The following is a 21,053-nucleotide window of genomic DNA, read 5'->3' as shown; positions in this document are numbered from 1 at the left end:
AAGGTTATCTTATAGGTACGCAATTGGCGACCACCTTTTTCGTCAAGCGAAAGAAGCAAAAGGGAGCGTGACAGCCATTGAAGCCTAACCTCAGGAAGTTAATGCCAGGCCTTTTATTTGCCTTCTTTCTTAGTTTATCGGGCATAACGGGAACCCACCAAAGTTTTGCCGCACCATTGAACAGTGAGCCTGCCAAGGTGACTGCGCAAGGAATGAAACCGGAACTGAAGGTGATCCCGGGAGGTCAAACGATCGGAGTGAAAGTGAAATCAGCAGGTGTTCTGGTTGTAGGACATCATCTGATTGAAGTATCCGAGAAATCTAAGCTTTCCCCAGGTGAAATCAGTGGTTTGGTACCTGGTGACTTAATGATCTCCATTGATGGAGAGAAGTTGGACGAGTTATCTAAGGTGGCCAAGCTTGTGGATCGCGCCGGAAAAGCGAATAATTCTCTGACGATTGTCTTTAAACGCGCTGGGAAAGAGCATACAGCCAAGCTCAAACCCGCGTATGATATTAATGACAAAGTCTGGAGGCTAGGCCTGTACATTCGAGATTCTGCAGCGGGTGTTGGCACATTAACTTTTTATGCCCCGAAACAAGGTGTCTATGGAGCTTTAGGACATGTGATTACGGACATGAATACAGGAACACCAATCGTTGTTGGCAGCGGTCATATCGTTCAGTCCAGTGTAACGTCGATTTCTAAAAGCCAGGATGGCGATCCTGGTGAGAAACGAGCTCATTTCTTGAAAGAAAGCCAAGTGCTTGGCAATGTTGAGAGTAATACAGATTTTGGTATCTTCGGTAAAATGAATCGTAATCCCGAGCATAGTCTTTATAAAGAACCTATTCCTGTGGCGATGAGTAATCAAGTCAAGGAAGGGCCTGCTGAGATTCTAACCGTGGTAGATGGACAGCAGGTGGAACGGTTTAATGTTGAGATCATTCATGTGGCACATCAGCAGACACCAGCTACAAAGGGTATGGTAATTCGTATTACAGATCCTCGACTGATCGATAAGACTGGTGGTATCGTTCAAGGGATGAGCGGAAGTCCAATCGTTCAAAATGGACGGCTCATCGGCGCAGTAACACATGTATTCGTAAATGATCCTAAGTCCGGATATGGCTGCTTCATCGAATGGATGCTTAAGGATTCTGGTGTAACGCTACAGGAGAATAGGTATCCATTAAATCTTAAGGCGGTTTAGCCTTAAGATTTTTTTGTCGAAGGATTACGAAGATCATCGAACTTTGAAATAAAATATTTAATTATAATCCATGCCAGAAAAAAAATAAAGAAAAATAATTTTCGACAGAAGGGAATTCAATCTCCATGTCGAAAATGTTAAGAGACAAGAAAAAAATGTTATTTTCGAATAGCAGATATAATTAAGGAGGAAGCAGCCAGTGCAGAATATTGAAGTGTTGTTGGCCGATGATAACAGGGAGTTTACGAATTTGCTTTCCGAATACATTTCTGAACAAGAAGATATGACGGTAACGGGTATCGCCTACAATGGTGAAGAAGTGCTTCAAATGCTCAGCGAAGCACGCAAAGTTCCCGATGTCCTTATTCTTGATATCATCATGCCACATTTAGACGGTCTGGGTGTCTTGGAACGTCTGCGTGATATGGATCTGAATCCTCAACCGAAGATCATCATGCTGACCGCTTTTGGTCAGGAGAACATCACTCAAAGAGCTGTACAGCTTGGTGCATCCTATTATATTTTGAAACCGTTCGATATGGAGGTCCTGGCAAATCGTGTACGTCAGCTTGTAGGGGTCCAAGGCAGCATGAGCTCATCCTCTAACATGTACAACTATTCGTCGACGTCCAGATCGAATGTAGTGCCGCTTACGAAGGGCAAGAATCTTGATGCTAACATTACCTCGATCATCCATGAAATCGGTGTTCCAGCACATATCAAGGGCTATCAGTACCTGCGCGAAGCGATCACCATGGTATATAACAATATCGAGATCCTTGGTGCGATTACAAAAACGCTCTATCCAGCCATTGCAGAGAAATTCAAGACCACCCCTTCACGCGTTGAACGCGCGATTCGCCATGCGATTGAAGTGGCTTGGACCCGTGGCAACATCGACTCCATCAGCCATTTATTCGGCTACACCATTAATATCTCCAAATCTAAGCCTACTAACTCGGAATTTATTGCCATGGTAGCCGACAAGCTGCGGATTGAGCATAAGGTTAGTTGAAAGGGTTAGGGGTAGTGCGTGGTAAGTGATTTTGAATTGTTGGAAGGTGTTTAGGCTAAAACAATTTTGCCTACAAACTTCTTTTTGGGTAATTTAAAGCCAATCAATTTCTTATTTGTATATGTATAAATTTCACTCCTTTATTGGGTTCGGTAAATCCAATGGAGGAGTGTTTGTTTATGACTGACTATGAATTTCAGATTGATAATTTTTATGTTGTAGTATATCTACAAACACAATTAAAATCACTGATGTAATAGTATTGAAAATGAAATAACAAAGAATGCTTCTGAAAAAATCGAGAACAAAAATTATCAGAAAATCAAAAAAAGCTCAGTGTAGAAAGCTTAAAACTTGTTCTTGGACAGTTTGATACATCGAGGTATGAACAGTTAACTTTCTTCAATAGAGTTGATTATAGAGATTCTAATGGAACAATTTAGCATCTGATAAAACAAATATTTAATTTAGAAGGAGACATATGAACTTGAAAAAATAGTGGGAGTGTGAAATGTGGAAAAGATATTATTGGTTTGTATTATGATAATGTTGATGTTAGCATCGGCTAATGGGAATGTTGAAATGACATCAAATCCAAATACTTCTAATGAGCCTAAACGTGAAACGGATGAGTCTATTATTCCAAAAAACACATCCGTATATTGTGCTCAAGAAAGTATAAATTTGGATAGTGAAACTGAAAAAGATTTCTATGGAACTTGGAAAGTTGAGAAGCTTTTAGGATTTGCAAATTCATATAATGATGCTTCTGAATATCCAACAGGGCAAAAATTTATTGGAGATGAAATTATCATCAAAAAAGACTTTTTTTCATCAAAAGGACTTAAAAACTATAGTGTTTATCAATATGAACTAAAAAAACCATTATATGAGATTACAGCGACATGTTATAACTCTGACTCTTTTTATAGATTATATAAAATAGATATCCCAGACTTAAATATAAATGATGTAGTAAAAGTAATAAATATAAGTGACCCTTCTACAAACCTTGGAATACCTTTAAGTTTTTTTGTTGTTAATAACGATAGGCTTATCTTGTTATCAGAGGCAACTATTTTTGAGCTTGAAAAAATTACTGATTAAATGAATGGGATTCTGAAAATACCCGTATCAAATCAATGCAGCAAAAAGACACTGAGATCTTATTCATCAGTGCCTTTTTTGTAGACATTTTCCCACCAGAGGGTTGTAGTTTAAAGCAGCTTAATCAGCTCTTCTAGCTCGTCAACCATACCTTTTGCAAGTTCAAAATTATTGTCTTTTAAAGCTAATTCTATTTTCATTTCAACTGTTTTTTTATTTTGTTCATTTTCTAAATAGTCTTTATCAAAATGACTGGCATAAATCATCTTTCTGAATTTTCGCATACTCATTTTTCTAATCGTCTTATCGTCAATGATTAATACATAATCCATGCCATTTACTACAGAATAGAAATCATGAGAAATCATGAGAATCGCACCTTTATAATCTTCAATGGCTTTCTCCAGTGCGATTTGTGTATAGGTGTCTAAATGACTTGTCGGTTCATCAAGAAGCAATAAGTTTGCTTTGCTAGCAGAAACTTTTGCCAATTGCAGTATGTTTTTTTCGCCACCAGATAAAGATTCTATCTTTTGATTAAGAATTTCTCCTTCAAAACCATAGTTTGAAAGATGTGCTCTAATCTCGTCATAAGTTGCAAACCCAGCATCGATGAAGTCTTCTAGTATGGTATTAGAATCCTTTAGCACTTCGTCTTGAAGCTGAGAAAGATAAGCCACTTTAACATCATCATGTATTTTAATTGAATCATGATTATTTTTAAAGATATCTCGAAGTAAAGTCGTTTTCCCGGTACCGTTTGGACCGATAAGGGCTACTTTATCTGTAGGTTTCATCTCAAAGTTAACATTTTCTAAAATCAACTCATCAAAGGAAACACTATAATTATTCACATTTAAAACAGTGATGTCTTCTTCAATTTCATTGTCCACACCAAAACTGATTTCCGGTTGCTTAATATCAACGAATGGCGCTTTAATTTTTCGCGCTTCCAATCTTTCTTGAAACTTAACCCTAGCTTTTAACGCTCTTCCTCTAGATGCTTCTGAATTATAGGTTGCGATCGCTCTAAGATTATCAATAATGTCATCGTATCTCTCAATTTCTTCTTGTTCAGCGACTGCGATTTCTTGTAGCTCAATTTTTGTCTGAAGTAATGAGAAGTTATACTCAATATATCGCCCATCGAACTCTTGGATCTCCATGTTTTCAAGGTGTATAATTTTGTTAAAACAATGATTCAATAGATAACGGTTATGCGTAACAACTAACAATATTCCTTTGTGAGCATTAATAAGATTTTTAAGTGCATTTAGGTTTTCAAAATCTAAAAATACATCGGGCTCATCCATAATCATTAAGTCTGGACGAGTCAGCATTTCCTTCATCACTTGAATAAGCTTGAATTCCCCACCGCTTAGGTCGGATACCTTAGCATCTTTTAGCTTCAAAAGGTTGGCTAAATTTAGTTTCTTATTAATATTGCTTTCAAAATCATTTCCATCCATTAAATCAAAGGCATCTAGAGCTAATTGATACTTTTCGAGTAATGAATCAATATCTGATGATGTTTCCATTTCAGAGAGAATAGTTGTTATTTCATTTTGTATCTTAATAAATTCTTCTCCTATATATTCAAAAACGGTTGTTTCTTTACTTCTGTCTACTTGTGAGAACTGACTTACATATCCAATTTTGCAGGTTGGGTCAATTTCTAACTTGCCTTCGAACAAATATTTTTCTGGATCCATCAGTATATCGATCAGTGTACTTTTACCACTGCCACTTGTTCCTATAAAAGCGCAATGTTGTGCCTCTTCAAGCGTAAATGTAATGTTTTTATATAGTTCTTTTTGCGGAAATGAGAAGGATAAGTTATCAACTTTTATCATAGTATTACCTTTCTTTATACAGAATTAGTAAATATGAATAGAAGGATTGAAGATCATAAATTTTGAGTTTACCGTTGATAGAGTAACACTGTTTACAGCTAACATCAATCATTTCGAATTAAAGTTGTTCGTGAAATCGAAAAATCCAACTTAGAACAATTGGATCACGCCTGTCCAGATGGCGTTTTATAGCTAGATTACATATGGCCAGTAGTTGAGTTGGCTGTGGCAGAGTCTCTTAGTATATCTTTCATGTTACGAATATATTGGTTATAATTGGAAGAATGATAAGCTCAGGAGGTTCGTAGATATGAAGAAGAAAATAGTAGGGATTGTAGCAGCGGCGCTGTTACTTGGTGGTTCAATAGGATTCTCAGCAAGCTCGTCTTTAATTGGCGCTAAAGTTTCCGGAATGTATACTATAAAACAAGCCGGAAAGAAGATTGCAGATGCAATTGTAGTAAATAACTCGGCCTACGTACCTGTGCGCACGATGTCCGAAGCGACGGGAGTAGGGTTGACGGTTGAAGGAAAGACGATAATATTGGAGAGTAAGGAGACTGAGAAGGCGCTGAAAGCAAGTATTGCAGCGGCTAAACTCCGGGAAAGATTAGCAGGGGCAGAATCAAGCGTTCAAGTTCTCAAAGAAGCCATCCAACTGGCGGAAACTACTGCGGCCGACCTAACAAGCGCAGCAGACCAAGAGGCTCAAAGAAACTATATCGCCGAGTTGAATAAACGTGTTGCCTTCATGGAAACAGAAATTGCGCAGCTCAAGGAGCAGCTCGGCGAATAATAAATGAATAATGATGAAGAGTCCCGCCGTTACTGATGCGGCACGTTCGACGATGAAATTGGCCGTGCACTTGCGGATTAACGCCCAGTGAAATGTCCGACATAGGCGTAGATAGTGGCTGAAACAGTAGCAAGTAAATAAATTTTCTTAGCGATTCTTCAATGATCTGAAGAATCGTTTTTTTGTAATGACGGAGAGTTTGTTTTCTTCGAACAAATGGATAATAATAAAGGAATGAGCTAGGCTAATCGCATGACATCGTTTTTATAAACTACATAACTTTATACCCTAAAAGCGAGGCGTAACGAAATGAATACATCTGAGTTTCAACAGTATGTGAAGAAGTTCAGTGAAACCAAAGGTTTTGACACGAGCTCCATTGAGCAGAGAATGCTGTACTTAATGACTGAGGTGGGGGAATTGTCCAAAGAGGTGTTATCCGTATCCTTCGACCCCGGTGCAGAGAAGAAAGAAAACTTGGGATTTGAGATGTACGACGTGGTGTGGAATATTTTTGATCTGGCCAATAAGCTGGATATTGATTTGGATCAGGCATTTAAACGTAAGCTGGAAATTAATGAACAAAGAACATGGGAGTAGCATAAAAAAATCCAAGGACATCCCGCGCGGGGAGCCTTGGATTTTTTATTTATCATTTTTATTTAAATGAAGCATAACCTTCATCCGCCATAACAACACTACCGTTAATTGCGCTAGCTTCTGGCAAGGAGAGCAAGTAGACGGTATCAGCAACTTGTTCAGGTAGCGTTAATTTGTTACCCATGACTTTGCTCTTCATCTCATCGACCATTCCTTGGTCTTTATATCCTTGGATAATTGGGGTATCTACAGCACCTGGAGCAACGGCGAGTACGCGGATACCGTGAACGGACATTTCAAGTGCTGCCGATTTGGTCATCATTATGACCGCACCTTTGGAAGCGTGATAAGCGAATGTACCTGGGGAAGCCAGGAATCCAAATACAGAGGCAGTATTGATGATGACACCTTTGATGCCGAGTTCACGCATTTTTTTACCTGCCGCAATAATACCGTGGGCAACACCGTGCTGATTGACATTAATAACACTATGATAATCCTTAAGGTCTTGGTCTAGTACAGGAGTGACGCGGCCGATTCCGGCATTGTTGAACATGACGTCAATTCTTCCATAAGTGGTAACGGTCTTTTCAACCAGTGCTTCAACCTCTTCATATTTTGAAACATCGGTTTTGACGAAAATCGCTTCGCCACCATCCTTGATGATCTGTGCTACTGTTTCTTCACCTAATTGTTGATTGAAATCGGCAACGACCATTTGGTCACCTTTACTTGCGAATTTAATAGCGGTTTGTTTCCCGATTCCACTGGCTCCACCTGTTATTACGGCTACTCTTTTGTCTGTCATTTGTGATTCCTCCTCGAGAAATATAGTTATACTAGAAATATAGGTTCATATGGTGAAAAGGTTATTTACTAACTTATTTATATTGTAACACTAGTCCAAATTAATTAAAATTTAAGTAAATTTAATAGGTATTAAGTAAATATTAAGTTAGGGAGTGATTCAAATGAATTTAGAGCAATGCGAGAATATCGTAGAAGTCGCAAAGATTGGTTCACTAACAAAAGCCGCTCAGAATCGTCATATCACCCTGTCTGCGATAAGCCAATCTATAACACTGTTAGAAGCGGAGCTGGGAGTTACTTTGTTCATTCGTTCGCGAGGCCAAAAAGCAGTTCCCACAGCAGAAGGACAGGCCATAATCAGCAAAGCAAATGAAGTCCTAATGAAAGTTAATGAATTAAAAGCTGAAGCACAGATTTACAGTGATACGTTAAGCGGTCATTTGAAGATTGCTGCAATTCCGGGACCTATGCATATAATAGTGAAGGTTATTTCTGGTTTTAAGATGGATTTTCCAAATGTGAAAATAGAGATTTTTGAAAAGGGACCTAAAGAGATTTTGGATAATGTGCTTCAGGATGAAGTGGATATCGGACTGATGGTCTCGCCGGAGGGCTTATCAGATCAACATAAAGGGGTCGTATTTGAGAAATTAATGGAAGGAAAGATTGTTGTAGGCGTACATCCTCATTCACCATTAGCTTTAAATACAATGATTACCCCTGAACAGTTAGCAGGTCAGACATTGGTTATATACGATGATCATTACATACAGGACTTTGTGGAGCGATATTTACTGAAGGCTGGGCCGATGAATATCCTTTTTATAAGCAATAATACCCGAGCCATTGAGAATGCAGTTGCGGCAGGACTCGCGATTACGATCGGTATGGATTATTCTTTTATAAAAACATTTGAGGATTCTCAGAAGATTATGAAGACGATCGAGCTGCGATCTTCAGATCAGCATACTCCAGGTTCTATTGTTTCAGCTTCTAAACAAGGCTCAAAAACGGTCCGAAGATTTATCAACAGGCTTAAGCATGAGTTTGAGGAAGGAATCAGAAGAGGTTGAACGTTCATTTCTCCAATGTTGGAGAGCTTGAATTAGGAGAGGATGGAGCGCCCCGAAAAGATTACAAACATCAGTAACCATTCTAAAATATGAATACAAAGCATTACAGGATGTTTAGTCAGGGGAATGATTATGAAATCTAAAATTGCCTTTGCTGACAAAGTGGGAAATGATCCATTCGGTGAATTCTTAATTCAGACTTTGCGTGAAGTTAAAGTGAATACGGATTTGATCGTGAGAGATTCCTCAGTACTAACGACGATGGCTTATGTATCTTTACAAAAAGATGGAGAACGGGATTTTGTGTTTAGTCGTGGCGCGGATGGTAATTTTGGATTGCAAGATGTACCTCTTCATAAGCTGAATGAAGCAGCCGTTGTTCATTTTGGTTCAGCAACAGCGATGTTAGGTGGAACTTATCTTGAAGCTTATTTTGAACTTATGGGCAAAGCACGCCAAGCTGGCCAGTTCGTTTCCTTTGACCCTAACTATAGAGGCAGTTTATGGGGCGACAGAACGGAAGCGTTTATCAGGTTAGCTAAGAAGGGGATCTCAGCGGCTGATTTTGTTAAAGTGTTGTTACAGCTTTCGCGACTGACACATCAAGCAATTGGGAGTCTTACCTTTGCGGTTTGGCAAGACATAATTCATTTTGTTAATCAAGTGGGTGCTATCGTGTGTACGAAGGTAGGCGCTATTGCTGCATTACCTACTTATGAGGAAGTAACGAATTGGAATCAATAATTTTGGGTACCGATTAGAAACCATCAAGCGCTGGCCGCTTGATGGTTTTTTATTTGTGTCCAGCAGGGACAAGCTGAAACATGAATTTGATGAATGGATTAGAAGAAGTTAACAGTATGCCTTGGTAAATTTTATTTAACCTTTACACTTCCTAGTTAATATAAACCCTATGATGTTGTCCAAGCTCAGATCGTCATTAGGACAGCCAAGTGGGGAGGATGTCAACACAGTGAGAAGGTATTTAAGGCAAATTAATGTGGTAGTTATTTTTGTTTTGTTGATTTCGTTGTTGCAGCCGGGGGCATTTGTTCGCGCTTCCATTTCTGATTTACCTGCTACAGAATATGGTACTGTTATTGATGTTCGTAAGACGGAGCTGGCACCTGGGGCGATGTATACCTGGATGGATCTTCAAAATGAACGCGGTTTGCAAAAGGTTCATGCTGTCGAGTTTAACCCGCAAAATGCTAACTTAGAGCTGCGGGCGGGCACGAAGGATGGAAAGGTTTATGGCATGAAGGGTGTAACGGAAATGGCATCATATGCGGATGCGCCTGGAAACCGTGTAATAGCAGGGGTTAATGGTGATTTTTATGAAATCTCCGGTTTTGCCACGGGTGTTCCTAACGGATTGTTTATGGATGAGGGTGTGATTCTGAACAGTTCGATCTCAGCTTTTACCTTCGGTTTAAAAGAAGACGGCAGCTCGATTTATGGTGTGCCGAAGTTAACTAAAAACATTACGATAAACGGAAAAACGACTAATTTAACCAGTATCAACCGTTATCGAAATACAAATGAGCTGGTTCTCTATACGGAAAATTATAATACAACTACAAAGTCGACCAATGAGGGTGACGAGGTTGTTCTAGATATTGTCGAAGGAGAAGTGAAAAGCGGTCAGACCTTGAAGCTGAAGGTGTCTGAAATCCGTAACAATCAAGGCAATACGCCGCTTTCCCAAGGAAAGGTGGTTTTGTCTGCTAATGGGACGTCTCGTGCCCTTTTGCAGGGGTTATCGGTTGGTGATAGTGTTACTGCAAGCTTTGCGCTAAGTGGAGAATGGAATGAAGTCAAGGTAGCTATTGGCGGTGAAGGACCGCTGGTGAAGGACGGAGTAGTTCAACAAGGTGTAGGGCCTTTAGGTATTCATCCACGTACTGCCATTGGTACAAAAGCGGATGGAAGCATCGTTCTTTTCGAAGTAGATGGAAGATCACCGGGCTTTAGTGAAGGCGTAGATACCGATGAACTGGGAAAAATAATGAAAGATATGGGCGTTATTAACGCCATGAATCTAGATGGTGGCGGTTCGTCTACCTTTGTTGCTAGAATGCCAGGTACTACCGGCGTTAAAATGATGAACCAGGGCTCGGATGGCTACGAACGAAAAACCGGCAACGGTTTGCTTATCGTCAACACAGCTCCTGAGCAATCTGCAGCTTCTAAGCTGGTTGTGCAGCCGAATACGGAACGTATTTTGCAAGGCTCAACCTTTGCATTCAAAACCGCAGGCGTGGATGAGAATGGACATCCAGCTCCGTATTCAGGAACGGTGAATTGGCAGGTGGATGACGGTCTTGGAACCATTGACGGAAATGGAGTCTTAACAGCAGGAACCTCCGCCGGAACCGGAAAGGTGACTGTAGAAGCTGGTGCGGTCAATGGCAGCGGCGAAATCGAAGTGGTGGATAAGCTCACAGAGCTTAAATTTCCTGATGTAATCAAAACGTATTCTTCAGGTGCTACTGCACCATTGACCATAAAAGCTCTTCGGAATGGACAGGTTATTCAAGCAGATAATCATAGCTTCGAGTGGCGAGTTGAAGGCGAGATAGGGACAGTGGACAAGAATGGTCTGTTTCAAGCGACGAGCGAGAACGGAAAGAATGGTAAGATTATCGCTAAATACGGCAATGTAGAGACATCATTTGAAGTTAATGTTGGATTACCGCCAGTAATGCTGGAGGATTTTGAGAGTGGAATCAATAAATATGTAGCTTCCAGCGCAGCTGCCAACAGTGTGAAGCTTCTTGAAGTAACAGATCAGGATTTTGTCCGCAGTGGGGATAAAGCCTTGAAGCTGGAATATGATTTTGTGGGGAAGACAGGTACATCTGGAGCATATGTAGCTGCGAGTTCAACCGAAAATCGAATTCAAATTCCGGGTTATCCTGAGAAAATCAGTATGTGGATTTATGGAGATGGCAAAAAGCACTGGCTGCGAGGACAGATTCGTGATGGCAATAATGCAGCCGTGCCTGTGGATTTTACGGATCAGGTGAACGGTGTGAACTGGACCGGATGGAAATACGTTGAAGTCTCCGTTCCCAAGGGAAAAGCCACACCTTTAACGATGGATATGCCTGTTCGCTATATGGAGACCAGTAATCTTAATAAGAGCGAAGGTGCTATTTACGTAGATGATATTCGCGCCATTTATGGTCCGCTAGAGGAAGATAGAACACCTCCAGTCCTTAAAGATGCTTATCCTGGTGTGAACGAAATTGTAAAAACAGCTACGCCAACCCTTTCTATCAATGGTGAGGATGATGGTTATGATCCTGTAGCCCATCCAGGAACGACCTTAATTGATCCTGCAAAGACTCGGGTTTTTGTAGATGATCAATTAGTAGAGCATGGATTTTATCCACCAAAGGGACAAATTACTTATAAACCTAAGATTCCGCTAACTGAAGGTAGACATAAAGTAAAAGTAGCTATTCGAGATATGAGCGGTAATCAGACGATAAAAGAATGGTATTTTACTGTGAATCTAGGATCACCATTCTATGTATACAAAACGCCAGAAGTAGTATACGCCGGCAGCACATACACTTTGGATGTAACCGCGGAGAAGGCTAACAAGCTGAAGGAAGGAAATCTTACGTTTGCTTTTAATCCTGCTGCAGTTAAAGATTTGCAGGTGATTCGGGGGAGTAAGGTAACGGAAGCTCAAATGGCATCAATTATTGATCCGGTACTGGGAACTGTACGCCTTACCTTAAGCGACATAAATAGCTCTAATCTTGGTGATAAAGATCTCATTGGCCAGGTTCAATACACAGTTCGAAATGATTATTTGGGTCCCTATACACAAGAACAGTTGGCTGGAGACATCAGTAAACTGTTTGTAATTGAGAATACATCCGGTTCTGTAACCTCTACGGAGGGTACGGGAATCCCTATTTCTTTTGTTGGGGCAGCTGTTGAATCTGTGGTGAAGACACAGTTAATGCTCACTTGGAATCATTACGATATAGCCAAAGGCTTTGACGCTTCTTTTTCGGTAAAGGATTTGAGTGGAAATGGCGTTGAGGGAGCTTCGCTACTGATTGATGGTGTGGAGGTACAAGGAGCAGTCTCAGGAGCAAACGGAATACTTTCGACGGCTTCCGTTACTTCTGCAGAAGGAACGTTTAAATTACAGACAGTGAAGGGGAATATCTATAGTCCTGTAATGACATTCAGAGTTGCTCCATACGACGGAACAACTGCTCCGCGGAATGTGAATGTTACGATGGGACTCGATGCAGCAACCTCCCGTCAGTTCACTTGGCAAACCGAACCGTTAACCAGGGACACTATAGTTGAACTTGTGAAAAAAGCAGAGTTTACGAGCTTTCAAGCCGCGAATGTAATAAAAATAACCGGCAGCAGTTCGATCTACAACACTAACAATGACGGAACAATGCGAGTTCATAAAGCGGAGGCAGTAGGGCTTACTCCTGGAACGGAATATGTATATCGTGTGGGGGATGGCAAGTTAGATGTAAGTGCGCAAGGAACCTTCGTTACAAGCGGGGGGGAGAGCACTTCTACAAAATTCCTGTTCATCGGTGATTCCCAAGCTGACTCGAAAGCAGGTTTTGGTCTTTGGGGAAATACGATTCAGGCTGCTTTTGCCTACATGCCAGATGCAGAGATGCTAGTTCATGCAGGTGACATGGTGGATAAAGGATTTGAACAAGAGCAGTGGAATTGGTGGTTCGATGCTGCGCAGCAACAGCTCCTGAATACCACACTTGTCCCGATTATCGGGAACCATGAAGTGATGGGAACGAATGGAGACGGGGATTACCTAGCACAATTCAATAATCCGCAAAATGGAACAGCGAGTGTGAAAGGTACGAACTATTCCTTTGATGTGAAGGATACTCACTTTGTGGTCATGAATACAGAACATTCAGGTAGTCCGTTTGCAGAACAGGCAGAGTGGCTGGATCAGGATCTTTCAGCTACAGATAAAAAGTGGAAGGTGATCTTCTTCCATCAAGGTCCCTACGGCAGCATCTACTCCAATGAGCAGGTGCAGGCAAAGTGGGTACCAGTGTTTGATAAGCATAATGTGGATCTTGTTATGAATGGCCATGATCATATTTACTTACGAACTTTTCCGATGAAGGATGGTAAGCAGGTAGCGGAAGGCGAAGGTACTCGATATGTGATCGGAGGTTCCTCGGGTCCTAAGTTCTATGCGTTGACGCCACGTTTTTGGCAGGAAAAAATATATGATGAAGATGAACAAATTTATACCGCTGTTGAGATTGCCGAGAATGAGATTACGGTTACTGCAAGAACGGTTGATGGTATGGAAATTGACCGTCTAATAATCGGGAAATTTGTTCTAGAATCTATTGCGCTGGATCAAACCACTGTAGAGCTTGAACCTGGTGCTAGCATTCAACTGCAAGCTAAGGTTCAACCAGCACAGGCTAATCATCTAAAAAAGATTTGGTCCATCGTTTCTGACACCACTGAATCAGTGGTCACTGTAAATGAGAGCGGCCTCGTCACAGCATTGAAGCCAGGTATGGCTAAGGTAAGAGTTGCAGTGGAAGGTCACCCGAATATTTATGCGGAGAGTACGATAAACGTAGATGTTCTGCAATCTATTAAGCTTCAGGGCAAAAGAGAGCTTAAACTGGAAGAAGCTGATCAGACGGTAACCGAAGCCGTTTATGCGTCAGGTAAACGTATTCCGATATTAGATGGACTTCATTATTCCAGCTCAAATAAGAATGTTGCTACAATCAACGATCAGGGCTTGATTCAGACTTATAAGGAAGGTACAACAGTAATTGCAGTTACCTATAGAGAGTTCTCCTCGGAGTACAACCTTGTCGTAACAACTGATGTGGCTTCTGAGCTAACAGGAATCGCGATTAAAGGGCCGGATTCGTTGGAGCTGGGTAGTAAAGGCTCTGTTGTCGTTCAGGCTGTGTACAGTGATGGCAGCACGCTAAAATTGATCGAAGGCGTAAAATATGATACTTCCGATCATGACGTTGCCATGATTAGTGAGACAGGAGAACTTCATGCTCTAACTGTCGGTACAACAAAAGTCAGTGCTGTTTATAACGGGTTAAGTACTGAATATGAATTGACAGTGACAGAAGGTTCACCAGGGACGACACCGACACCAGAACCAACACCAACACCGACACCAACACCGACACCAGAACCAGAACCAACACCAACGCCAGGTGGCTGGGTGCCGGGACCTATGGTGACACCAACGCCTACATCCTCACCAACACCGTCGGCATCTGCACAAGTGGGAGTTGTAACGATAACAGAATCTCAGTTGTCAGCGAACAAGAATGCACAAGGTGAAGTTGTGGTTTCCATTGACGAAGTGGTAACGGGAATACTTTTGCCAGGGAATGCAGTTGAACTACTTGGTAGTGCATCCCTCAGAGTGGTTACGAAGGAATTGACGGTTATTATCCCTGTGAGGGTATTGGCGGATCTAAGTAAGCTGAACCCTGCTGGAATCACTGCCGAAAGTAAGATTTCACTTCAATTGAATTCAGTAGCTAGCGATGCAGCAGCGGAACTGATTAATCGTGCGGAAACACTTGCGGGTGCACAATTGAGAGTGATAAGTGATATGCGGGAATGGTCGCTTAGCATGATAACTGAACAAGGAAAGAGCTTCAGGTTAAGTCAGTTTGCAGAGCCGATCACGATTTCATTTAAGGTTGACGCGAATGTAGATCGACGTTTATTAGGAATTTATCACATTGATGATGCTGGTAATCTGGAGTATATGAATAGTAATTGGTTGGAAGGTTATATTGTTGCTCCTATCAGTCATTTTAGTAAATATGCATTATTAGAATACGACAAGGATTTTAGTGATCTGAAATCCGATCATTGGGCATTCCTTACTGTGAAACAGCTCGCAGCTAAGCAGCTTGTACAGGGCGTAACAGCGGATCATTTCGATCCCAACAGATCGGTTACACGTGCTGAATTTACTGCGATGCTAGTTCGCGTACTTGGGCTGAAAGGTCAAACGGAAGCCGTATTCGCCGATGTAGCTTCGGACAAATGGTATGCCGAAGCCGTAGGCTTAGCGAGACAAGCTGGAATTGTTACTGGCCAGAATTCTTTACAGTTTGAACCAGATGCTAAGATTTCTCGTCAAGAGATGGCTGCGATGCTGGCTCGTGCATATGCTTACGCCAAGAAAACAGTAGCTGTCGATAGTATTTACGGTATGGCATTTAAAGATATTGCTGCTACTCCGAAATGGGCTCAAGAGGCTATCAGGGAGGTGCTCAGACTTGGATTGATGCAAGGACGTGGGGAAGGGCAATTTGCTCCGAAACAAAATGGCACTCGTGCCGAAAGTGCACAGATGATCATCAACTTGTTGAATGTTATGGAGTAATGATTTTGGCCAGTCTCAGAAAATTGGGGACTGGCTGTTTTTTGGTCCATTTTTTTTTAGTTTTCGGACTCCACAGTTCTTATTGTCATATTTTTGAACCGGCTCGCCGTATATTTTAATGAATAGCTGCATCTGAGTCCGACAAGTGAGCGAAAAAGCAGAAATCAGATTATTAGGTCTCAACAGTCAGATACGTTTGATTTTCCAACCCGAGAACACAATCCAAAACCTGGAAGACGAACGCCTATTCTTATCCTGTTTTTGTGACAAGAGGGTTATATTGGTTCTTGAATAGTGGGAATTACCCTTCATAAGCAAGTAAATGCTAGGATTAATTGTTATAAGCCAACACAAATTGTTATGTTGTGTTATGATAGTAGGGAGGTGACTCCCATGAATGATTTTGAGAACTATCCCGATGAGCTGGGTAATTTCATTCGGCACATCAGAAAAACGAGAGGGTTAACCTTAAGAGGACTGGAAGAAAAGAGCGGTATTAGCTACTCACAGCTTAGCAAGATCGAACGTGGAGAGAGCATTCCGCTTAAAGACAATCTGGACAAGATCATTGAAGCGCTTGGAACAGATCTGAAGAATCGGATGTATCATTTGGCAGACTATATGCCTGATATTGAATATATCAAGACCTTGAAGCATGGTTATGAACTGCCGCAGCTTAAACAGTCTCAAGACTACATTTATGAGACGGCCTTTAACAAGCTTAAGGAATTCAGGGCAAAGGAAGGTAAAGAAACTTCTTATGTTTCCTTTGATTCTAATGAAGTCATAGTTTATGAAACCGAATATGGGGCAGGAATGGTAATAGAGAAGATTGAGAAATACAATCTTACTGACGTCCTGAACGATAAGTTTGAGGGTTGCCTCGACTCCTTAAGAAAGAGCCCTCGGAAAGGGCGTCAAGCCTTTCTATTTGGCGAGTGGTTACGGGAGTGCGTTTATGAGCTGAAGGAAGAAGAACAGGATCAGGTCATACAAGCGCTCAAAGAATTTACACAATTTAAAGTACAACAAATAAAGGGTGCTTATAAATAATGTATGTTTCATAAATGATCTCAAAAATGAATAATGTTGCCCTTTCTTGCAGCCATCTATTCATCTTGATCCATAAACTAACAACTAAAAATGGTTTGACAGAAAAGGGGATATTAATAATGAAAATTAACATGAAGTTTACCAGCAAGGGAAAAGTCGCTATAGAGAATTTTAATAACGAGGAATTGCTGGAGATCTTCGCACGATACATCAAGACATTATCCAAAAAGTATGATATCGAAGTTGATGTTCCTCTTGACGAGAATCAAAATATTGTTGGTGATGGCGCTGTGATCGCGACTGCTAAAAATGTAAAATGTGATGTAGAAACTTTTTTCAAAGAGCTGGGTAGAGATATTAAAGTTCCATTGAAGAAGAGACTTGGCGGGAAATTGGAAAATGTATTTAAAACTGAAATTACGGAGTAGGGACTATTCTATTTAGATGGAGTAATCCTTGTTTCAAACAAAGAAGGTAGGGCCATTAGAGGCTCTACCTTCTTTATGTTGATGAAGTTAACATGAAGACAAACCAGAGAGCACTCGGAGTAGAAGTCATGGGAAATTATATAATTGCGTCATAATAAGTGAATGAATTCGTGTCGGGGATGTTATATTTCTTTAGAATGTATGAGATCTCTACTGTCTAAGATCTCTTTAACAATCTCAATGAAATCTGGTAAAGCTTGTGCCTCAACCGCTAACGCATAGATGTTAAGTAATTCTTCATCAGATATCGATTCAAGAGATGAGGGGCGAGGTGAGGGATGAAAATAGTAATTCATTTGGTTCCTCCATCATATGTTTGTTTTTATTTCGCATTTATCTATATGGTATCATTTGGAATACAATCCGTCCCCTGTCATTCATCTTACGAATTTATCTTTACATCTGAGGATAATTATGGCATAATGTCTTTTTTTGTGCGATTATAGGATGGATTACTTTAAATTTAAATAAATAAAAAAAGATCCCGACATGTAGAGACATGCCGGGATCTTTTTAATCGGAGTCTTTCTTTAGAGTAGATAAGTACTTTTTTAGGCGAGGTTCATTGGACTCCGAAACAGTTGCAAACTGCTCGCCATGATTAAAATAAACGATTTTTCGTTCGGAATCATAGCCTTCGATGTTGTTAATATTGACTACATTGCTGCGGTCAAGGCGTTTAAATCCCTTACCCTCATACGCTGTGAAAAGATCGGAAAGAGTGGTGGGGAGAACAAATTCGCCTTCTTTCGTATGGACGAATATTGTATTCTTATAATTCGAGAAATACAATATTTCTTCCTCCAGAATATCACAGGAGGAACCGTCTTTCTGTAAGACACGCATCTTTTCCCCATCCTTGTTTAATTACTTACGCAATTCTTTTGGAATTTCTGGACTGTGAATGTAAGGCTTGATTATTGTTGCAAAGACAAGAGCGGACATGCCAAGCGCACTAGAAGCAACACGAGCGAGCGTTTTCTTCATCTACTGGACCTCCCCTGTAAAGGAATGATTACTGTTAAGGACTGGATGAAAAAAGCCAGTCCGATGACAGACGAGTTAATCCAAAAATTTGCGAGCACTAACAGGATGGATAACAGTTTCAATCCTAGGTACCAGTCTTTAGAGAGTTGTGCATTTCGATCTGGATTCGGAGCAAATAAGATCATTGAAATCATACTAAATAGATTAATCCAGAGCAAATAACTATGTGTAAGGAATGTAAGATGGGGGATTAACGAACATATGAAAATGGACGTTATATTACAGGCTGTTGCAGTTTTCAAATGGGCTCCGCCAGAACAAATCCTTAGCAATCCAAAACTTAGTAGCGCGATCAATGTTCCCATTAATTGCCCTGTAAAGCCCCCTATTAGAAGGGAAACTGTAATAATGAATAAGGTATTCAAAATAATACTCAGTGCATACTGCATTACTTCTATGGAATGAGTTTGCTCAGGGTTTGTTTTTTTTATGGCCGAAACGATTCTAAATGCTAAATGATTCATAGTCATTTCTGTCCTTTTTATAGGATAAGTACAAATATCCCCATAATATAGCCCCATAACCAATAGGGATTAGAAGAAAATAGCTTGACTGAAAAAATAACGAAACGGAAGCGATTAGAAATAGTGCAGGAAGATTCAGAGTAAATAGTATTTTTTCGCTCGTACTTGGTTTTATTTTTATATCAGGTTTATCGGGTACAAAATCAAATCCTTTACGTTTTCGGCGCATATACACACCAATACCTATGGCAGCCAAAGCTGATAAAACTTGAAGTATAAATATATTGATAGAAACAGAGTTGGAAGAGTCTAAAGGTAACTTGATTACAAAGTTTAAAAAATAATATAGAGAGGTTTGAATCACGGAATATGCTTGATAAGCCATCCCGGTCAGTATGGAGGCATAAAAGGGATGAATTCGGAACAACAGCCACATAAAGAAAAACATTAGTGCATATTGTGAGAAAATATCTAATTGAAATAGGTCATAGTTCGTCCGAAGTGAATAGGAGAAAAACCCCATTACAAAACTTCCGAACACCATTTCCTTATGAAAGAGATCAATTTTGAAGATTTTAAAAGCTAAAAAGAAAATAGCATAGGTTTCTAGTCCTGAAAAAACCATGAAGAGAATAAAATCAAGCATGCCGACACTCCCGATGACTAGTTTAACAAATCTTAATATTGCAAGTATCATACATAATTAACTAAAATACAACTATGAGCACGTGATTTTTCTCCATATTTTTCAAAAAAATTCAATATGTGAGGAGTTTCTACATGGGTCAACGTCCAGAGAGTAGTGAGTATTTGAATGAGCTGTCAAAGTATATCTCTTTAGTACCAACAGAAGGGGAAATTTGTACTATTTTTAGAGAGCAGACGGATGAGATTTGTAGTTTTATTTCGAACCTTACGGAAGAACAAGGAGAGCATCGTTACGCTCCTGACAAATGGAGTATTAAGCAAATGGTCGGCCATCTAGCGGATACTGGAAGAATTATGTCTTATCGTTTATTGCGCGTGGCAAGAGGAGATACAACACCATTAGCGGGGTTTGAGGAAAAGGACTACGTACTAACCGCAAATTTCGATGCGCACACTTTAGAAAAGCTGCTGGCTCATTACAAGCTTGTCCGAGAGTCAACGCAAGCCCTTTTAGATACTCTGCCGGAAGAAGCGTGGACTCGAATGGGAACGGTTAACAATGGAGCTATCTCCGCGAGAGCGGTGGCCTGCTTAATGATCGGTCATGATCTTCATCATTTGAATATTCTTAAAGAAAGATATCTAGTATAAGCGAGTTAGATTTAAAAAAGCATTCCTGAGGCTAACGCGCCTTCGGAATGCTTTTTTAGCTTAAAGAAAATATTGGGGTCCTCCGCAAAGCCTCGCCTTGTGGAGATTTTTTATAGTGGTGGATTCTTGTGACATTTACGGCACACTGGATAGTAGGCTTCGTTGCCACCAATTTGGATTTGCTTACCGCTGTATACAGGCTTACCATTTTCTACTCTTAGAGCCATCGTTGCTTTGCGCTCGCAGAACCAGCAAATAGTCTTCATTTCCTCGATTTTATCAGCATAAATCAGCATGTATTTGCTGCCTTCAAATAGCTGGTTTTGGAAATCATTTTTAAGTCCAAATGCCATAACGGGAATGCCTAGTTCATCTACAATCCGTACTAGCTGAAGAATGCAGTCCTTGCTTAGAAATTGACATTCATCAATTAGCACACAGTGGGGTTTGGGCTGGTTACTGCTGACGATATTATAAATATCGGTATTCTCGTCGACGGGTATGGCCTGTTTCCGCAGCCCAATACGGGAGGAGATAAAACCAACTTCGTCCCGATCGTCTATGGATGGAGTGAAAATGAGCACCGATTTCCCTTGCTCTTCATAATTATGCGCAACCTTGAGTATCTCAATAGATTTACCGCTGTTCATTGCTCCGTATTTGAAAAACAACTGTGCCACTTCCATCTATCCTTTCGTATAAGCCAATTATCTAATCTTAAAAATGCGACCTTATTAGAGTATCATATTCGTGTCAGCTGTATCCAGTGAAAACATTGCGATAGATTTGAATGTGGTATGATAAAAGGAAT

The 21,053-nt window shown here is 40.5% G+C and carries 19 protein-coding genes; 11 read left to right on the top strand and 8 right to left on the bottom strand.

The window, feature by feature from the left end; translation table 11 throughout:
- Positions 1–101: 101 nt before the first annotated feature.
- From spoIVB to R50345_RS20930, 3 genes are all read left to right on the top strand, one after another.
- Positions 102–1,214, top strand: a complete 1,113-nt coding sequence (gene spoIVB / locus R50345_RS20940; RefSeq protein WP_081954142.1) for a SpoIVB peptidase — start codon at positions 102–104, stop codon at positions 1,212–1,214.
- Between the two features lie 199 nt (positions 1,215–1,413).
- Positions 1,414–2,229, top strand: a complete 816-nt coding sequence (gene spo0A / locus R50345_RS20935; RefSeq protein WP_042129795.1) for a sporulation transcription factor Spo0A — start codon at positions 1,414–1,416, stop codon at positions 2,227–2,229.
- Between the two features lie 513 nt (positions 2,230–2,742).
- Positions 2,743–3,336: a hypothetical protein gene (locus R50345_RS20930; protein ID WP_042129793.1), complete on the top strand. Its 594-nt coding sequence runs from the start codon at positions 2,743–2,745 to the stop codon at positions 3,334–3,336.
- A gap of 110 nt (positions 3,337–3,446) precedes the next feature.
- Here R50345_RS20930 and R50345_RS20925 read toward each other — a convergent pair whose 3' ends face one another.
- A complete protein-coding gene (locus R50345_RS20925) occupies positions 3,447–5,189 on the bottom strand; it encodes an ABC-F family ATP-binding cassette domain-containing protein (RefSeq protein WP_042129790.1) in 1,743 nt (580 codons plus the stop codon).
- A gap of 310 nt (positions 5,190–5,499) precedes the next feature.
- Here R50345_RS20925 and R50345_RS20920 point away from each other — a divergent pair, with 310 nt between their 5' ends.
- A complete protein-coding gene (locus R50345_RS20920; RefSeq protein ID WP_042129788.1) occupies positions 5,500–5,985 on the top strand; it encodes a hypothetical protein in 486 nt (161 codons plus the stop codon).
- Positions 5,986–6,294: 309 nt separating this feature from the next.
- Positions 6,295–6,585: a MazG nucleotide pyrophosphohydrolase domain-containing protein gene (locus tag R50345_RS20915; RefSeq protein WP_042129787.1), complete on the top strand. Its 291-nt coding sequence runs from the start codon at positions 6,295–6,297 to the stop codon at positions 6,583–6,585.
- 58 nt (positions 6,586–6,643) lie between these two features.
- On the opposite strand, the gene R50345_RS20910 is transcribed toward R50345_RS20915, so the two are convergent.
- Entirely contained in the window at positions 6,644–7,393 is a 750-nt protein-coding gene (locus R50345_RS20910) for an SDR family NAD(P)-dependent oxidoreductase (protein WP_042129784.1), read from the bottom strand.
- A 163-nt stretch (positions 7,394–7,556) separates the two neighbouring features.
- On the opposite strand from R50345_RS20910, the gene R50345_RS20905 reads away from it, so the two are divergent.
- From R50345_RS20905 to R50345_RS20885, 5 genes are all read left to right on the top strand, one after another.
- The gene (locus R50345_RS20905; protein ID WP_042129782.1) at positions 7,557–8,468 is read left to right on the top strand and encodes a LysR family transcriptional regulator; all 912 of its coding nucleotides are present in this window, start codon (positions 7,557–7,559) and stop codon (positions 8,466–8,468) included.
- Between the two features lie 132 nt (positions 8,469–8,600).
- The gene (locus R50345_RS20900) at positions 8,601–9,212 is read left to right on the top strand and encodes a PfkB family carbohydrate kinase (RefSeq protein WP_052414676.1); all 612 of its coding nucleotides are present in this window, start codon (positions 8,601–8,603) and stop codon (positions 9,210–9,212) included.
- A gap of 229 nt (positions 9,213–9,441) precedes the next feature.
- Positions 9,442–15,891 (top strand): phosphodiester glycosidase family protein, encoded by a 6,450-nt coding sequence (locus R50345_RS20895; RefSeq protein ID WP_042129780.1) that lies wholly within the window; start codon positions 9,442–9,444, stop codon positions 15,889–15,891.
- 393 nt (positions 15,892–16,284) lie between these two features.
- Complete coding sequence (locus R50345_RS30395) at positions 16,285–16,944, top strand: helix-turn-helix domain-containing protein (protein ID WP_042190416.1); 660 nt, start codon at positions 16,285–16,287, stop codon at positions 16,942–16,944.
- A 119-nt stretch (positions 16,945–17,063) separates the two neighbouring features.
- Entirely contained in the window at positions 17,064–17,372 is a 309-nt protein-coding gene (locus tag R50345_RS20885; protein ID WP_042129778.1) for a hypothetical protein, read from the top strand.
- A gap of 182 nt (positions 17,373–17,554) precedes the next feature.
- Here the strand turns inward: R50345_RS20885 and sda are convergent, their stop codons facing one another.
- From sda to R50345_RS20870, 5 genes are all read right to left on the bottom strand, one after another.
- The gene (gene sda / locus R50345_RS30900; protein ID WP_081390100.1) at positions 17,555–17,728 is read right to left on the bottom strand and encodes a sporulation histidine kinase inhibitor Sda; all 174 of its coding nucleotides are present in this window, start codon (positions 17,726–17,728) and stop codon (positions 17,555–17,557) included.
- 217 nt (positions 17,729–17,945) lie between these two features.
- Positions 17,946–18,278, bottom strand: coding sequence for a LytTR family DNA-binding domain-containing protein (locus R50345_RS20880; RefSeq protein ID WP_052414675.1), 333 nt, complete (start codon positions 18,276–18,278; stop codon positions 17,946–17,948).
- A gap of 21 nt (positions 18,279–18,299) precedes the next feature.
- Positions 18,300–18,419 carry a cyclic lactone autoinducer peptide gene (locus R50345_RS31380; protein ID WP_139328656.1) on the bottom strand — a complete coding sequence of 40 codons (120 nt, stop codon included), beginning with the start codon at positions 18,417–18,419 and terminating at the stop codon, positions 18,300–18,302.
- Positions 18,416–18,943 (bottom strand): accessory gene regulator ArgB-like protein, encoded by a 528-nt coding sequence (locus R50345_RS32485; protein ID WP_042132337.1) that lies wholly within the window; start codon positions 18,941–18,943, stop codon positions 18,416–18,418. Before R50345_RS32485 ends, R50345_RS31380 begins: the two co-directional genes overlap by 4 nt.
- The gene (locus tag R50345_RS20870) at positions 18,924–19,589 is read right to left on the bottom strand and encodes a hypothetical protein (RefSeq protein WP_042129776.1); all 666 of its coding nucleotides are present in this window, start codon (positions 19,587–19,589) and stop codon (positions 18,924–18,926) included. The genes R50345_RS32485 and R50345_RS20870 overlap by 20 nt, the downstream gene beginning before the upstream one ends.
- A 134-nt stretch (positions 19,590–19,723) precedes the next feature.
- On the opposite strand from R50345_RS20870, the gene R50345_RS20865 reads away from it, so the two are divergent.
- Positions 19,724–20,242, top strand: a complete 519-nt coding sequence (locus tag R50345_RS20865) for a DinB family protein (RefSeq protein ID WP_042129774.1) — start codon at positions 19,724–19,726, stop codon at positions 20,240–20,242.
- Positions 20,243–20,352: 110 nt separating this feature from the next.
- On the opposite strand, the gene R50345_RS20860 is transcribed toward R50345_RS20865, so the two are convergent.
- Positions 20,353–20,922: a thymidine kinase gene (locus R50345_RS20860; RefSeq protein ID WP_042129772.1), complete on the bottom strand. Its 570-nt coding sequence runs from the start codon at positions 20,920–20,922 to the stop codon at positions 20,353–20,355.
- Positions 20,923–21,053: the final 131 nt, after the last annotated feature.

Origin of the sequence: Paenibacillus sp. FSL R5-0345 (assembly GCF_000758585.1) — a bacterium.
GTDB lineage: Bacteria > Bacillota > Bacilli > Paenibacillales > Paenibacillaceae > Paenibacillus_AQ.
The sequence above is the reverse complement of the archived record's forward strand: the minus strand, read 5'-3'. Positions and strand labels throughout refer to the sequence as shown.

Excerpts from the sequence above, each read along its gene's own strand:
- spoIVB (WP_081954142.1), top strand. The coding sequence starts at position 102 with ATGCCAGGCCTTTTATTTGCCTTCTTTCTTAGTTTATCGGGCATAACG.
- R50345_RS20925 (WP_042129790.1), bottom strand. The coding sequence starts at position 5,189 with ATGATAAAAGTTGATAACTTATCCTTCTCATTTCCGCAAAAAGAACTA.
- R50345_RS20920 (WP_042129788.1), top strand. The coding sequence starts at position 5,500 with ATGAAGAAGAAAATAGTAGGGATTGTAGCAGCGGCGCTGTTACTTGGT.
- R50345_RS20915 (WP_042129787.1), top strand. The coding sequence starts at position 6,295 with ATGAATACATCTGAGTTTCAACAGTATGTGAAGAAGTTCAGTGAAACC.
- R50345_RS20910 (WP_042129784.1), bottom strand. The coding sequence starts at position 7,393 with ATGACAGACAAAAGAGTAGCCGTAATAACAGGTGGAGCCAGTGGAATC.
- R50345_RS20905 (WP_042129782.1), top strand. The coding sequence starts at position 7,557 with ATGAATTTAGAGCAATGCGAGAATATCGTAGAAGTCGCAAAGATTGGT.
- R50345_RS20900 (WP_052414676.1), top strand. The coding sequence starts at position 8,601 with ATGAAATCTAAAATTGCCTTTGCTGACAAAGTGGGAAATGATCCATTC.
- R50345_RS30395 (WP_042190416.1), top strand. The coding sequence starts at position 16,285 with ATGAATGATTTTGAGAACTATCCCGATGAGCTGGGTAATTTCATTCGG.
- R50345_RS20885 (WP_042129778.1), top strand. The coding sequence starts at position 17,064 with ATGAAAATTAACATGAAGTTTACCAGCAAGGGAAAAGTCGCTATAGAG.
- sda (WP_081390100.1), bottom strand. The coding sequence starts at position 17,728 with ATGAATTACTATTTTCATCCCTCACCTCGCCCCTCATCTCTTGAATCG.
- R50345_RS20880 (WP_052414675.1), bottom strand. The coding sequence starts at position 18,278 with ATGCGTGTCTTACAGAAAGACGGTTCCTCCTGTGATATTCTGGAGGAA.
- R50345_RS31380 (WP_139328656.1), bottom strand. The coding sequence starts at position 18,419 with ATGAAGAAAACGCTCGCTCGTGTTGCTTCTAGTGCGCTTGGCATGTCC.
- R50345_RS32485 (WP_042132337.1), bottom strand. The coding sequence starts at position 18,943 with ATGAATCATTTAGCATTTAGAATCGTTTCGGCCATAAAAAAAACAAAC.
- R50345_RS20870 (WP_042129776.1), bottom strand. The coding sequence starts at position 19,589 with ATGCTTGATTTTATTCTCTTCATGGTTTTTTCAGGACTAGAAACCTAT.
- R50345_RS20865 (WP_042129774.1), top strand. The coding sequence starts at position 19,724 with ATGGGTCAACGTCCAGAGAGTAGTGAGTATTTGAATGAGCTGTCAAAG.